Genomic DNA, 13,465 nt, shown 5'->3' with positions numbered 1-13,465 from the left:
TACTTGCCGGGCGTCGCGGGCCGGGATCGAATCCGGCGGGGACCGCCCGCGCGCGGCGGAATGGCGGTGCGCGCTGCCCGCCGTGCGGCCGGACGCGGTCTCTAGTGTGGTGCCCGTGCCTCTTCTCGATCGTGTGCGTGAATTCCGCCCCGCCCGCGCGGCGGGCACCGTCCTGAGTGTTCGCCCGCTTCGGCGCCGGGTCGCGGACCGATGAGCGCGAAGCGTCCCGCGCCGCCGCTGCCGGAGCCGCTGACGCCGCTGGTCGACGCGCATACCCATCTGGATGCCTGCGGTGCCACCGATGCCGCGTCGGTGGCCGAGATGGTCGACCGGGCGGCCGGAGTGGGCGTGGGGCGGGTGGTGACCGTCGCCGACGATTTGGACGCCGCCCGCTGGGCGGTCCGTGCCGCGAACTGGGACGACCGGGTGTATGCCGCCGTCGCGCTGCATCCGACCCGGGCGAACGCGCTCGACGATGCGGCGCGGACCGAGCTGGAGAAGCTGGCCGCCGACCCCCGGGTGGTGGCGGTGGGTGAGACCGGGTTGGACTATTACTGGCCGGGCAAGCTGGAGGGATGCGCGGATGTGGCGACCCAGATCGAGGGTTTCCGCTGGCATATCGACCTGGCGAAGCGCATCGGCAAACCGCTGATGATCCACAACCGGGAAGCCGATCACGATCTGCTGACCGTGCTGCTCGACGAGGGCGCCCCGGAGACGGTGATCTTCCACTGTTTCTCCTCGGACGCGAATATGGCGGTGTCGTGTGTGGCCGAGGGGTATGTCCTGAGTTTCTCGGGGACGGCGAGTTTCAAGAACGCGCACGAACTGCGGGAGGCGGTGCGGGTGGTGCCGGACGAGCAGTTGCTGTTCGAGACCGACGCGCCGTATCTGACTCCGCATCCGTACCGGGGCGCGCCCAATGAGCCGTACTGCCTGCCGTACACCGTGCGCGCGGTGGCCGAGGCCCGTGGTCAGGACCCGGGTGAACTGGCCGAGATCAGCACTGCGAACGCGCGCCGTATCTATCGATTCGGCCGTAGTTGAGCCGCGTTGATCTTGAGTGATCTGAATCACAATTCGACCCGCCGGGATTTCGTCTACCTGGGGCGCGACCGCTCACCGGTGGTGTGAAGAATCGGCGGGTCGGTTCGTGCCGGTTGTCGGCGGCCATCCGCTTCGTTATCGTCTCGTGACCGTGTCACCCTTTGCGAGGATCAACTCCTCCCGCTCGCTCATGCTGTACCTGGTCATCGCCGCTGTGCTGCTGGCCTTGATCGCCGGCGCCGGTGCGGCCATCGCCACGCACGACTCCGGTGGCGAACGGGCGCACTCCGCCCCGGCGGACCTTTCGCGCGCGCCGGCGCTCGACGCGGCCTGAGCTTCCCGCCCGCGCGGGCGGCCCGGCCCGGGTTGGTAGGTTCTCCCGGTGTCCGATGCCGAGATGATGGTGCGTGGTCAGGCCGAACTGCTGGGCCCCGCGCAGGTGCGCGAACTGGCAGAACGGTTGGGTGTGCGCCCGACCAAACAGCTCGGCCAGAACTTCGTACACGACGGCAACACCGTCCGGCGCATCGTGACCGCGGCCGGTGTCGGACGGGCGGATACCGTGCTGGAGGTCGGACCCGGACTCGGTTCCCTGACCCTGGCGCTACTGGATGTGGTGGATACCGTCCTCGCGGTGGAGATCGACCCGGTGCTGGCCGGGCAACTGCCCGCGACGGTGCGGGAGCGGGCGGCCACGCTGGCCGATCGGCTGACCGTGATCCCGGGTGACGCACTGCGGATCGGGTCGGCGGAGCTGGCGGCGGCGCCGACCGCGTTGGTCGCGAATCTCCCCTACAACGTGGCCGTGCCGGTGCTGCTGCATCTGCTCGCCGAGTTCCCGAGTATCACCACCACACTGGTGATGGTGCAGGCCGAGGTGGCCGACCGGCTCGCCGCGAAGCCGGGTGGCCGGGTGTACGGAGTGCCCAGCGTGAAGGCGGGGTTCTACGGAACCGTGCGCAAAGCGGGTGCGGTAGGCCGGCAGGTGTTCTGGCCGGTGCCGCAGGTCGAATCGGGTCTCGTGCGCATCGATCGGTTCGCCGAATCGCCCTGGCCGGTCGACGAGGCGCACCGGCGCCGGGTATTCGAGGTGGTTGATCTGGCGTTCGCGCAGCGCCGCAAAACACTGCGGGCCGCGCTGGCGGGCTGGGCGGGTGGCCCCGCGGAAGCCGAGCGGCGGCTGCTCGCCGCCGGGATCGCACCGACTGCCCGCGGGGAGACCCTGGACACCGCGGCGTTCGTCCGTCTCGCCGCGCAATCCTGATCCGTTCGGATCGACCCTGTCCCCTGATTACCCGGCGATCTCGTAACCCGCTTCGTCCACCGCCGCGGCGATATCGGCATCGGAGATGGGTGCGTTGCCCTCGACGACGACCCGGCCGGATGCGAGGTCCACGTCGACGCCGGTGACACCGTCGATCTTGCCGATCTCGGTCTGTACCGACTGGACGCAGTGTCCGCAGGTCATACCGGTGACGGTGTAGGTGCTGGTCGTGGCCATGACATCTCCTTCGTGCTCGTTCCCGTTCGGGAAGTCCTGCCGTCGAATATACCCCCGGGGGGTAATTGCGGCAATGGCGTGTTGTCCAACGCACCCGCTGGGCCGAGCTCACCGGCCGGCTCCGAACGAGATCCTCGGTGCAGGACCTTTCGCTGTGCCCGCGGTCCCGGGACCGGCATCGGGCGAACCACCGCTGGTGCCGCCACCTGCGCGGGCCATGGACGGGTCTCGCGAGTGTGTCCCGGCATACCTCCGCCTTCGCCTCGGCCGTGCGCGGGTCATCGATGGGTCTCGCCCGACTGTGGCCCCCGGCATGCCTCCGCACCCGCTCGGGCCGTCCGCGGATTGTGGATGGGCTTCGTCCAACCGCGCCCATTAGGCTGGGTCACCGTGCTGTCCGTTGTGCCCAGCCCCGTCACCGTGCGGGCTCCATCGAAGGTGAACCTCCATCTGGGAGTAGGTGACCTGCGCGCCGACGGCTACCACGAGCTCACCACGGTGTTCCAGGCGCTGTCACTCGCCGACGATCTGGAGATCACTCCCGCCAACTCGCTCACCCTGCGGGTCACCGGGGAGGGCGCCGCCGAAGTGCCCACCGACCGGACCAATCTGGTGTGGAAGGCGGCGGTCCGGCTCGCCCAGGTGGCCGGACGCGCGCCCCTGGTGGAGATCGTCATCGACAAAGGCATCCCGGTCGCCGGCGGTATGGCCGGCGGCAGCGCCGACGCGGCCGCCGCGCTCGTCGGACTGAACGAGCTGTGGGAACTCGGGATGAACCGGGACGAACTCGCCGTGGTGGGCGCCGAACTGGGCAGCGATGTGCCCTTCGCCCTGCACGGCGGCACCGCGCTGGGCACCGGGCGCGGGGAACGCCTGCTGCCGGTGCTGTCCCGCAATTCCTTCCACTGGGTGCTGGCGCTGGCCAAGGGCGGGCTGTCCACCCCGGAGGTGTTCACCGAACTCGACCGGCTGCGGGTCCAGGGCGAACCGCCCCGGCTCGGCGAACCCCAGGAGATCATGCAGGCGCTGGCCTCCGGCGACGCGCACCAGCTCGCCCCACTGCTCGGCAACGATCTGCAGGCCGCCGCGGTCTCGCTGCGCCCCGAGTTGCGTCGCACATTGCGGGCGGGCGTAGAGGTCGGCGCACTGGCCGGACTGGTCTCCGGCTCCGGCCCGACCTGCGCGTTCCTGTGCGAATCGGCGGAATCGGCGGTGGCGGTCGCGGCGGAACTGTCCGGCGCGGGGGTGGCCCGCAGCGTGCGCACGGCCAGCGGCCCGGTTCCCGGCGCACGGGTGATCGGCCACGAGGAGCCGCACCCACCGGCGCCCGACCCCGGGCCGGGCCCGCGCCGCGCCTGAGCGCCGAACACCGGAACCGCTACCGGGCACCTCTCGGCGGCCCGGTACCACCGCACCCGCTCCAGAGCCCATGCACGAACAGTGAACGGGTTGCGCCGAACGGTGCCCGTCAGGAGCACCTCCGGGCGTGCGTGGGCTGCGGATGGGCTGCATCCGGCAGTGCCTATTAGGCTGATCGGGGCCCCGTAGAGGCGTGGCCGGCAGCCGGAGGCGGAAGGATCCATGTCCAACCTGATCAACCTCGAACAGGTCAGCAAGAGTTTCGGGATCACACCGCTGCTCGACGGAGTCTCGCTCGGTGTGCACGCCGGCGACCGGATCGGGGTGGTGGGCCTCAACGGCGGCGGGAAGACCACCCTGCTGGAGGTGCTGACCGGTATCGAGGAGCCCGACAGCGGCCGGGTGAGCCGGCTCGGCGGGCTGCGCATGGCGGTGGTCACACAGCGGGGCGTCCTGCCCGCGGGAGCCACCATCGGCGAGGTGGTGCTGGCCGGACTGGCCGACGACGCCCCCACCGGCGATATCGCCGAACACGAATGGGCCGCCGATCCCCGCATCCGGTCGGTGCTGGACGGTATCGGTATCGCGGACCTCGGTCTGGAAACGTCGGTCACCAACTTGTCCGGTGGCGAACGCCGACGGGTCGCGCTGGCGGCCGCGCTGGTGCGGGAACTGGATCTGCTGGTCCTCGACGAACCGACCAACCATCTCGATGTCGAAGGGGTGGAATGGCTGGCCGGACATCTGCTGGCCCGGCGTAGCGCGCTGGTCGTGGTCACACACGACCGGTGGTTCCTGGACACGGTCGCCACCCGCACCTGGGAGGTGGTGGGCGGCCGGGTCGAAACCTACGAGGGTGGCTACGGCGACTGGATCTTCGCACGGGCCGAACGCGCCCGGCAGGCCGATGCGACCGAGGCTCGCCGCCGCAACCTCGCGCGCAAGGAACTGGCCTGGTTGCGGCGTGGCCCGCAGGCCCGTACGTCCAAACCGCGGTATCGGGTGGAGGCCGCCGAGGCGCTGATCGCCGAGGTGCCGCCGCCGCGCGATTCGGTCTCGCTCGCCGCGTTCGCCAAGAAGCGCCTGGGCCGGGTGGTGGTCGAACTCGAGGACGCCACCCTCGCCACCCCGGACGGTCGGAAACTGGTACGGGACCTCACCTGGCGGCTCGCCCCCGGTGAACGGGTCGGTCTGGTCGGGGTGAACGGATCCGGCAAGACCACGCTGTTGCGCGCGCTCGCCGGTGATATCGACCCGGTGTCCGGGAAACGGATCCAGGGCCAGACCGTCCGGATCGGCTGGTTGCGCCAGGAGCTCGATGATCTGCCCACCGATATGCGGGTGCTCGAGGCGGTGCAGGAGATCGCCATGCGGATCACCCTCGGCGAAGGCAGCAAGGCGCTGGAACTCTCGGCCGGGCAGCTCGCCGAACGGCTCGGTTTCTCCCCGGCCCGCCAGCGCACCCCGATTCGTGACCTGTCCGGTGGCGAGCGGCGGCGCCTGCAACTCACACGCATTCTGATGTCCGAACCCAATGTGCTGTTGCTGGACGAACCGACCAACGACCTCGATATCGACACCCTCCAGCAGTTGGAGGATCTGCTGGACAACTGGGCCGGCACCCTGGTGGTGATCAGCCACGACCGCTATCTGGTCGAGCGGATCTGCGACAGCACCTGGGCGCTGTTCGGTGACGGCGCGCTCACCAACCTGCCCGGTGGTATCGCCCAGTACCTGCGCCGCCGCGCCGAAATCGCGGCGGGCGGTTCCGCCCGGGCGGCGGCGCAATCGCAGCCCGCGGCGGCGCAGACCGATTCCGCGGCCTACCGCGCGGCCCGTAAGGAACTGACCCGGCTGGAACGCGCCATCGACAAACTGGGCGAGCGGGAGACGGCCCTGCACGCGGCGCTGGCCGAGGCCGCCACCGACCCCGGCAAACTGGTGACACTGGGCACCGAACTCAAGGATGTCCAAGCCCAGAAGGAAACGGCCGAAGAGCGCTGGATGGAACTCGCCGACCAGGTATGAGTGCCCGCGCTCAGTGGTTCTGGGCCGCCGGGCCGTTCTCCCCCGTGATCGGGAGGCTCGCCTGGACGAACTCGCCGCCGAACGGAGTGAGCGCGATACCGCGGTGCTGGAGTTTGCCGCGGCCACCGGCCTGTTTCAGCAATTCGATCGCGGGTGCCTGGGCTTCCAGCAGTTGGTAGCGCTCGGGGGTGCCCACCGCTTCGGGCAGCAACTCGATCAGCCCGATCCGGCGCAGATTGGCCAGGTAACGCTGGACCCGGTCGGGATGGCGCAGCCCGGCGTGCTCGCCGATCATGCTCACCCCGACCTCGGCCGTACCCGATCCCTGGTCCGCCTTACGCGAAGCGCGCCGGGCGCGGCGGCCGCCGCGGACGGTTACGGCCGGTTGCGGCCCGTCGAGGCGGAGCAGGCGCAGGATGCGGGCTTCGTCGGAGGTGAGCTCGGCCAGAATGCGGGCGAAGGCCGGATGGCCCTCGTCGGCGGCCCGCGGGCTGGCGGCCAGGCGCAACAGCGCGGCACCCTGCTCGCGCAATGAGCGTTCGGTGGGGTTGTCCAGAGCCGACGGTTCCGCCGCGGCGACACCCAGCGCCCGGCGCAGGGCCTCCTGGGCCCGCGCGACCGCCTCGGTGCGGATCTCGGCCGGGGGCAGCCCGGCCATACTGCCGCGCACCACCGTCTCGGTGATATCGAGGGCGGTGTGCACACCCCAGCGGGTGGTGCCCGATACCGCCGAGGCCGCGACCCGTGCGACTCCGCTCACGGCCCGTACGGTGGCGGCGGGGCCGCCGGACCGCCCGCTCCCGCCGGCCCGACCGCTACCGTCGCGCCGCTCGGGCTCACCGCTGTCCCGCGTTTCCCGTTTCACAGCCATGTCGTCGCCACCCCCGTTCCGAAGACCAGGATATGCGCGTATCCGGCGAACAGTCCCAGTACGCCGCCGTGCACGAAAAGCAGCCACTCGTCCTGTTTGATCGCGGCCCGCAGCATATCGACGAAATCGTTGGGCGACAGTTCGGACATCTGCTTGGAGATATAGGCGCCGATCTGCTTGCCCTGGCGCACGTTGAAGTCCTCGTCGGCGAAGGCGAGCGGCGCGATGGCCATCGCCTCGGAGGTCAGGGTCTCGGTCAGCGTGCGGTAGTCACGGCTGCCGAGTACCAGTTTCACCGCCCCGCGCGCCGGTCCCAGTGCCCGGTCGGCGGCGGGTCGCAGGGTGTCTTCCAGCATTTGCAGGGTGCGGTCGGATTTGGGTCCGTTCAGCAGCTCGTCGCCGATATTGGCCACCGTCATCACCTGGGTCGAGACCAGTTCGGCGTATCCGGTGGTGATCTCGTCCTGGCGTTTGATCAGCAGACCCTGCCGCCACGGGCACCACCATTTCGGCTCGGCGGGGGCGAAGATCATGTTCAGGCCGACCCAGTTGACGACCCAGCCGATGATCACCCCGCCGATCGGCAGCACCGCCAGCGTGGGCCAGCCGGTGACATGCAGTATCGCGACCAGCACGACGCCCATCGGGGCGCCGAAGTAGAGGCCGAAATTCTGCATGAACCGCAATTCCTTGGCGCCGAGCACCTGGAACAACTGGTTGAGCAGTTGCGGCCGGGCCTGGAAATAACGAATGACCATCTGTTTGACATCGAGCAGTTGATCGATGTTCGTGCCGAGTTCGGTGGTGAGCTCGCGCAGGATATCCGGCAGTTGCTGGCGCACTCTCTCGTGCACCATCTCCCGGACCTGACCGGGCAGGTTGTACCAGAGCTGCGGATGCTCACGGCGCAGGATCGACTCGACGATATCGCGGATCTGGGTCTCGGCCGTCCCCGCCAGATGCTCGGCGAGGGCGTCGGGTTCCAGTTCTCGATAGAAGTCGGCGACACTACCCAGTTTCGAAAGGCCTTTGTCCACCGCGATACTGGCCATCTTGTCGGCCCGTGAGGGGACGATGCCCTGCCAGCCGAAGCGGCCGTCATCGCTGAGCAACGGCAGGATCTGGATACGCTTGGGCAGGTACGGGTACAGATACCGCAGGCCGGGCACCCGGATACCGTGAAATGCGATCGGCCGGAACAGCATCAGCACACCGGTCCAGTTGGTGACATAGCCGATGACTCCAGTGAACAGCGGAATGGTCAGCAATTCCAGGAGGATCGTCGGGTGTACCCCGAATACACTCTCCAACACGACACACCCTCCTGCTCCGGTGATCGCCGCCTCACCGGGACCCTCAAATTAGCACCACCACCGGACGGCGACCGCGCCGCGGCGGACGTCCCGGCGGTAGCGCGTTCGGGTCCGGCACACCAGTGTCCCAGACGAGAGCCGGATTCATGGTCCGGCGGCGAGTGATCGCGGCGAATGGGCAATAATCGGTGAGCGGATTCGTTCATCTGGCGATATCGGAGTAGACGTGGCAGACGACAGGACCGGACAGGAGATCCCCCGGACCGGTTCCCGTGCCGTGCAGCGCAGCGGGCCCCCGGGGGCCGGGCGGGTATCGGGAAACGCGCGCGGTGCGTCCCCGAACGGTGTGCGCGCGGCTACCTCGGACGTCGAACGCCGGCCCCCGTCGAGTGTGGAACGCGGCGCCGATATCGAACAGCGGCAGATCAGCAATGAGGCCCGTCTCATCCGCGGTGTGTTCCGGGCGGCCGGCCTGGCGGCGGGCAGTGTGGTGCGCGGTGGCCAGTGGGCGGTCAACACCTCCTACGAGATGACCCGGGAGATCACCCAGGCCGCCCTGGACGGGGAATCCTCGGCCGAGATCGCCGAACGGACCGGTAACGCGCTGCGCTCCATCGCGCGCAATGCCCTCGGCGTCACCGAGGGTTCGGTGCGCGAGATCGTCAGCTATGTCCCCACCGGGCAGACCCCGCCCCAGCAGACCGTGGCGGTCGGCTCCTATCTGCGTTCGGCCAGCGTCGCCGAACTGCGCCGCCGCGGGGACGCCCTGCTGGCCCGGTCGGCGGATGTGTACTTCACCGAAGAGGTGCATCCGGCCTATGACCGGATCCTGGACGAACTGGCGCCCGACGAGGCCCGCATCCTGCGCTATATGGCCCTCAACGGGCCGCAGCCGACGGTCGATGTGCGCACCAACCGCCCACTGGGTATCGGATCGGAGTTGATCGCCGGGGGGCTGACGTCGGTGCCGGAGCAGGCCGGGGTTCGGTACATGGACCGCGCGCGCTCGTACCTGATCAACCTCGGCCGGTTGGGTCTGACCGATAATTCCGACGATCCGGTGGTACTGAGTCGCTATATGGTGCTGGAGGTTCAGCCGATCGTGGAGGCAGCGCTGAAAAAAGCGGGCCGCGCACCGAAAATTGTCCGCAAAAGCTTGCGTCTGACCGAGTTCGGAGAGGATTTCTGCCGGACCTGCTTCACCATGGGCAACGGCGAGCGGCCCTGATATCGATCCGGCGAACCGGGCCTGCGCGGACCTTTTCGTAATCGGTGATCCGCGCCCGGAGTCCGTGATATCGCCGACGCAGGATAGCAATCCGATACAGATCTGAATTACCTCCCATTTTGTCCATTTCAGGTGGGATGGTGGAGGGATGGACCAGGGCGAAGAGCGCAACGATCCCGGGCCACGCCCGGGTGGTTTTCCGCGGCGGCCGGGCCAGAGCAGCGACACCATGGCCTTCTCCGGCCCCGCACTCGCGGCCGCATTGGGGGCCGGACTCGACGTCTCGCTGCCTCCGCGGCTCGAGCCCGAGGCAGATGTGCCGCTGACGATGGGGCCGATGCGGCCCGGCGAACGATCCGGGGTGAACGCTGTGCCGACCGACGATATCCTCGCGATACATCGCCTGAAATTCCGATACCTGCGTGCCCTGGACACCAAACACTGGGACGAGCTCGCGGACACGATGGTGCCGGAGGCGACGGCCACCTACAGCGAATACCTCCAGTTCGAATCACGGGAAGCATTCCTCACATTCCTGCGCAATACCCTCGGGCCGCACGTCATCACCGAACATCGCTGCGATCACCCCGAGATCGATGTGAACGGAGACCGGGCCACCGGAATCTGGTACCTGTCCGATACCGCGCTGATTCCGGAGAACAATATGCTGCTGCGCGGCTCCGCCTTCTACAACGATGAATACGTGCGCTGCGACGATGGCCACTGGCGGATATCGCGCACCGGATACGAACGCACCTACGAAGTGGTGCTCTCGCTCAGTGACCTGCCCAGCCTGCGGCTGACCGCCAACCGCTGGGGCCTGATGCAGCAGGCCACCGGGGTCGAGGAGGTCGAGCGCGTCCCACGCGACCATCCGCAGGCGGGTGCCGGAACGGGTAACGCGGAGGCAGGTCCCCCGGCCGGCGATGGGGAGGTCGACACCGACCGCGAGTATCCCGGCCCGGAGAACCGGGCGGCCGGTTGAGCCCGGTCAGTCGGCGGCGGCGACCAGCGGTTCCAGCGTGAGATCGGGCATCTCCTTCTGGATGTACTGCAACCGCCATTTATCGCTGAAGACGGCCAGGATCGCGCCGTCGCTACGGGTGAACACCTCCACCCCGCGCTGACGGTCGAGTTCGGGTGCCGATTCGGCGTCGGTGCGCCGGGCGATCGTATAGGCGAGGTTGTCGAGTTGGGTCTCCACACCGAACTCGCCCTGCATACGGGCCGTCACCACTTCGAACTGCATGGGACCGACCGCCGCGAGAACCGGGGAGGCGTCACCACGCGAATCGTTGCGCAGGACCTGCACCACGCCCTCGGAATCGAGCTGGTCGATGGCCTTGCGGAACTGCTTGTACTTGCCCGCGCTCTGCGCTCGTAGCGCGGCGAAATGTTCCGGCGCGAACGACGGAATGGGCGGGAACTCGACCTTCTTGTCCACGAACAGCGTGTGGCCGGGGGCCAAAGCGGTCGCGTTCACCAGGCCCACCACGTCACCGGGATAGGCGGTATCCACGGTGGCGCGTTCCCGGCCGAATACGGTGAGAGCGTATTTGGTCGCGAACGGGCGACCGGTCTGGGCGTGGGTGACGACCATGCCGCGTTCGAACTCCCCGGATACGATCCGCATGAAGGCCAGCCGGTCGCGATGGGCGGTATCCATCCCGGCCTGCACCTTGAACACCACCGCGCTGAACGGATCCGCGGGCTGCCGCGGGGTACCGTCCACCGCGTCCCGTGCGCCGGGGGCGGGCGCGAGCGCCACCAGGGTTTCCAGCAGCTGCCGGACTCCGAAGTTCAACATGGCCGAGGCATAGATCACCGGCGAGGTCTGCCCGGCGAGGAAGAGTTCCTGGTCGTGGTCCTGACCGGTGGCCGAGAGCAGTTCGCTCTCCTCCACGGCGGTGGTCCACGGCTCACCCTCCCGGGCTTCGGCGGCCGCCGGGGTCAGCGATTCCTCGGGCGCGATCGTGGCGCCGCCGGCGGTCCGGGTGAAATGGATGTATTCGGCAGGGGTGCCGTCGGGCCCGCGACGCAGCAGGCCGCGGAAATCGCCGGCGATCCCGACCGGGAGGAACAGCGGGGTCGGCGTGAGACCGATCCGCTCGTCGATCTCGTCGAGCAGTTCCAACGGAGCGCGGCCCGGCCGGTCCCATTTGTTGATGACGGTGATCACCGGGATACCGCGATGCCGGCACACCTGGAACAGTTTCAAGGTCTGTGGTTCCAGGCCCTTGGCGGCGTCGATCAGCATCACCGCGGCATCGACCGCGGTCAGTACGCGGTAGGTGTCCTCGGAGAAATCGGAGTGACCGGGGGTGTCGACGAGATTGATCACATTGTCGATCTCGGAGCCGGCGGCCCGGTAGTTGAACTGCAGCGCGGTGGAGCTCACCGAGATACCGCGCGCCTTCTCCATCTCCATCCAGTCCGACACCGTAGATTTACGTCCGGCCTTGCCGTGGATAGCGCCCGCCTCGGCGATCTTGCGCGCGTGCAGCGCGAGAGCTTCGGTAAGCGTCGATTTACCCGCGTCGGGGTGGGAGATCACGGCGAAAGTGCGGCGCCGCGACACCTCGGCGGCCAATCCGCGCGCAGCGGGTGCGACGGAGCCCTCGGTGGAGGCGGTCAACGGAAACAACCTTTCGGACGATAGGGAGAACCTGTCCAGGCTACGTGACGGTGCTGACCAGGCGTCCACGTGCCGCCCACTACCCGATTCAGGAGTTATTCGGGGACTGAGTTACAGTATTCGGGTTGTCTCGGCGAGGGTTCGCATTTCTGCGGCACCGTGATCGACGCGGCGCGGCTTCCGGCCGCCTCCGATCGGTCCTCGCCTGACGAGCAGACCAACCGACCAGGGGCGCGATTACCCTGGCACCGCCCACCAGTCCGGTATAGCCGTAGGAGTTATTTCAGTCATGTCCGACGTCAACCTTCTCGAAGCGCAGATCCGCACCGAGTTCGGCAAGGGCGCAGCGCGCCGTACCCGCCGCGCGGGCAACGTGCCGGCCGTGCTGTACGGGCACCAGTCGGACCCCCAGCATCTGTCGCTGGACGCGCTGTCGTTCGCGGCCATCCTGCGTCAGCACGGCACCAATGCGGTGCTGAACCTGAACATCGAGGGCAAGAAGCAGCTCGCGCTGACCAAGTCGGTCGTGGTGCACCCCATCCACCGCTACATCGAGCACGCCGACCTGCTGATCGTCCAGCGCGGCGAAGAGGTCACCGCCGATGTGCCGGTCACCCTCACCGGTGAGGCCGGCCCGGGCACCCTGGTCACCCAGGAGGCCACCACCATCTCGGTATCGGCCGAGGCGCTCAACATTCCCGAGTCGGTCGAGGTTTCCATAGCCGGCGCCGAGGTGGGCACCCAGATCACCGCGGGCGCCATCGAGCTGCCCAAGGGCGTCAGCCTGGCCGGTGACCCCGAAGCCCTGATCGTGAATATCGTCGAGCCCCGCGCCGCCGAGCCGGAGCCCGAGGCCGAGGGCGCCGAGGGCGAGAGCGCCGAATAAAGAACCGGCCCCTCTCGATGGCCGATACCGCGCCGGCGCTCGTCGTCGGCCTGGGCAATCCGGGTCCCGCCTACGAGCGCACCCGGCACAATGTGGGCTTCCTGGTCGCCGACTCGCTCGCGGAGCGGGTCGGCGGCCGGTTCACCGCGCACAAGAAGTCGGGCGCCGATCTGTTGCAGGCGCGGTTGGACGGACGACAGGTACTGATCGCGAAACCGCGGTCGTACATGAATCTGTCCGGCCGGCCGGTGGCGGCGCTGGCCCGGTTCTTCTCGGTGCCGCCCACCGAGGTCGTGGTGATCCACGACGAGCTGGATATCCCGTTCGGTGAGATCCGGCTCAAACGTGGCGGGGGTGAGGGCGGACATAACGGCCTACGGTCGGTGTCCGGGGCTCTCACCAGCAAGGACTATTTGCGGACCCGGATCGGTATCGGGCGACCGCCCGGCCGGCAGGACCCGGCCGATTATGTGTTGAAGCCCTTTTCGTCGGTTGAGCGCAAAGAGCTCCCGACGGTGGTGGAGCAGGCCGCCGACGCGGTGGAACTGCTGCTGCGGGTGGGGCTGGAAGCCGCCCAGAATCAACTGCACTGAGCGC

Annotated in this window: 12 protein-coding genes and 1 pseudogene; 9 read left to right on the top strand and 4 right to left on the bottom strand. The window is 68.5% G+C overall.

Annotation, left to right across the window (positions count from 1 at the left end; all coding sequences use genetic code 11):
- The first annotated feature begins 210 nt into the window (after positions 1–210).
- From ACQPYS_RS25630 to rsmA, 3 genes are all read left to right on the top strand, one after another.
- Positions 211–1,047: a TatD family hydrolase gene (locus ACQPYS_RS25630; RefSeq protein ID WP_063037033.1), complete on the top strand. Its 837-nt coding sequence runs from the start codon at positions 211–213 to the stop codon at positions 1,045–1,047.
- A gap of 145 nt (positions 1,048–1,192) precedes the next feature.
- Entirely contained in the window at positions 1,193–1,381 is a 189-nt protein-coding gene (locus ACQPYS_RS25625; RefSeq protein WP_433491046.1) for a hypothetical protein, read from the top strand.
- A 63-nt stretch (positions 1,382–1,444) separates the two neighbouring features.
- The gene (rsmA, locus tag ACQPYS_RS25620) at positions 1,445–2,311 is read left to right on the top strand and encodes a 16S rRNA (adenine(1518)-N(6)/adenine(1519)-N(6))-dimethyltransferase RsmA (protein ID WP_373861424.1); all 867 of its coding nucleotides are present in this window, start codon (positions 1,445–1,447) and stop codon (positions 2,309–2,311) included.
- A 27-nt stretch (positions 2,312–2,338) separates the two neighbouring features.
- Here the strand turns inward: rsmA and ACQPYS_RS25615 are convergent, their stop codons facing one another.
- Complete coding sequence (locus ACQPYS_RS25615; protein ID WP_433491045.1) at positions 2,339–2,548, bottom strand: heavy-metal-associated domain-containing protein; 210 nt, start codon at positions 2,546–2,548, stop codon at positions 2,339–2,341.
- 390 nt (positions 2,549–2,938) lie between these two features.
- On the opposite strand from ACQPYS_RS25615, the gene ACQPYS_RS25610 reads away from it, so the two are divergent.
- Complete coding sequence (locus ACQPYS_RS25610) at positions 2,939–3,907, top strand: 4-(cytidine 5'-diphospho)-2-C-methyl-D-erythritol kinase (RefSeq protein WP_084481028.1); 969 nt, start codon at positions 2,939–2,941, stop codon at positions 3,905–3,907.
- Between the two features lie 222 nt (positions 3,908–4,129).
- Positions 4,130–5,935, top strand: coding sequence for an ABC-F family ATP-binding cassette domain-containing protein (locus ACQPYS_RS25605; protein ID WP_433491044.1), 1,806 nt, complete (start codon positions 4,130–4,132; stop codon positions 5,933–5,935).
- A 10-nt stretch (positions 5,936–5,945) separates the two neighbouring features.
- On the opposite strand, the gene ACQPYS_RS25600 is transcribed toward ACQPYS_RS25605, so the two are convergent.
- Positions 5,946–6,695, bottom strand: a complete 750-nt coding sequence (locus ACQPYS_RS25600) for an Abi-alpha family protein (protein ID WP_433491043.1) — start codon at positions 6,693–6,695, stop codon at positions 5,946–5,948.
- A 101-nt stretch (positions 6,696–6,796) separates the two neighbouring features.
- The gene (locus ACQPYS_RS25595) at positions 6,797–8,119 is read right to left on the bottom strand and encodes a hypothetical protein (RefSeq protein ID WP_431940095.1); all 1,323 of its coding nucleotides are present in this window, start codon (positions 8,117–8,119) and stop codon (positions 6,797–6,799) included.
- Between the two features lie 226 nt (positions 8,120–8,345).
- On the opposite strand from ACQPYS_RS25595, the gene ACQPYS_RS25590 reads away from it, so the two are divergent.
- A complete protein-coding gene (locus ACQPYS_RS25590) occupies positions 8,346–9,347 on the top strand; it encodes an Abi-alpha family protein (protein WP_433491042.1) in 1,002 nt (333 codons plus the stop codon).
- A 337-nt stretch (positions 9,348–9,684) separates the two neighbouring features.
- Positions 9,685–10,176: pseudogene (locus ACQPYS_RS25585) on the top strand (nuclear transport factor 2 family protein); the annotation flags it as partial.
- Positions 10,177–10,338: 162 nt separating this feature from the next.
- Here the strand turns inward: ACQPYS_RS25585 and ACQPYS_RS25580 are convergent.
- Complete coding sequence (locus ACQPYS_RS25580) at positions 10,339–11,982, bottom strand: peptide chain release factor 3 (protein ID WP_433491041.1); 1,644 nt, start codon at positions 11,980–11,982, stop codon at positions 10,339–10,341.
- Between the two features lie 289 nt (positions 11,983–12,271).
- On the opposite strand from ACQPYS_RS25580, the gene ACQPYS_RS25575 reads away from it, so the two are divergent.
- Positions 12,272–12,868 (top strand): 50S ribosomal protein L25/general stress protein Ctc, encoded by a 597-nt coding sequence (locus ACQPYS_RS25575; RefSeq protein ID WP_431940097.1) that lies wholly within the window; start codon positions 12,272–12,274, stop codon positions 12,866–12,868.
- 17 nt (positions 12,869–12,885) lie between these two features.
- Entirely contained in the window at positions 12,886–13,461 is a 576-nt protein-coding gene (pth, locus tag ACQPYS_RS25570) for an aminoacyl-tRNA hydrolase (RefSeq protein WP_063037052.1), read from the top strand.
- Positions 13,462–13,465 lie beyond the last annotated feature (4 nt).

This window comes from Nocardia grenadensis, assembly GCF_050942415.1.
GTDB lineage: Bacteria > Actinomycetota > Actinomycetes > Mycobacteriales > Mycobacteriaceae > Nocardia > Nocardia grenadensis.
Note: the sequence above shows the minus strand (reverse complement) of the source record. Positions and strands in the feature narration are given on the sequence as shown.

Excerpts from the sequence above, each read along its gene's own strand:
- ACQPYS_RS25630 (WP_063037033.1), top strand. The coding sequence starts at position 211 with ATGAGCGCGAAGCGTCCCGCGCCGCCGCTGCCGGAGCCGCTGACGCCG.
- rsmA (WP_373861424.1), top strand. The coding sequence starts at position 1,445 with ATGATGGTGCGTGGTCAGGCCGAACTGCTGGGCCCCGCGCAGGTGCGC.
- pth (WP_063037052.1), top strand. The coding sequence starts at position 12,886 with ATGGCCGATACCGCGCCGGCGCTCGTCGTCGGCCTGGGCAATCCGGGT.
- ACQPYS_RS25615 (WP_433491045.1), bottom strand. The coding sequence starts at position 2,548 with ATGGCCACGACCAGCACCTACACCGTCACCGGTATGACCTGCGGACAC.
- ACQPYS_RS25575 (WP_431940097.1), top strand. The coding sequence starts at position 12,272 with ATGTCCGACGTCAACCTTCTCGAAGCGCAGATCCGCACCGAGTTCGGC.
- ACQPYS_RS25605 (WP_433491044.1), top strand. The coding sequence starts at position 4,130 with ATGTCCAACCTGATCAACCTCGAACAGGTCAGCAAGAGTTTCGGGATC.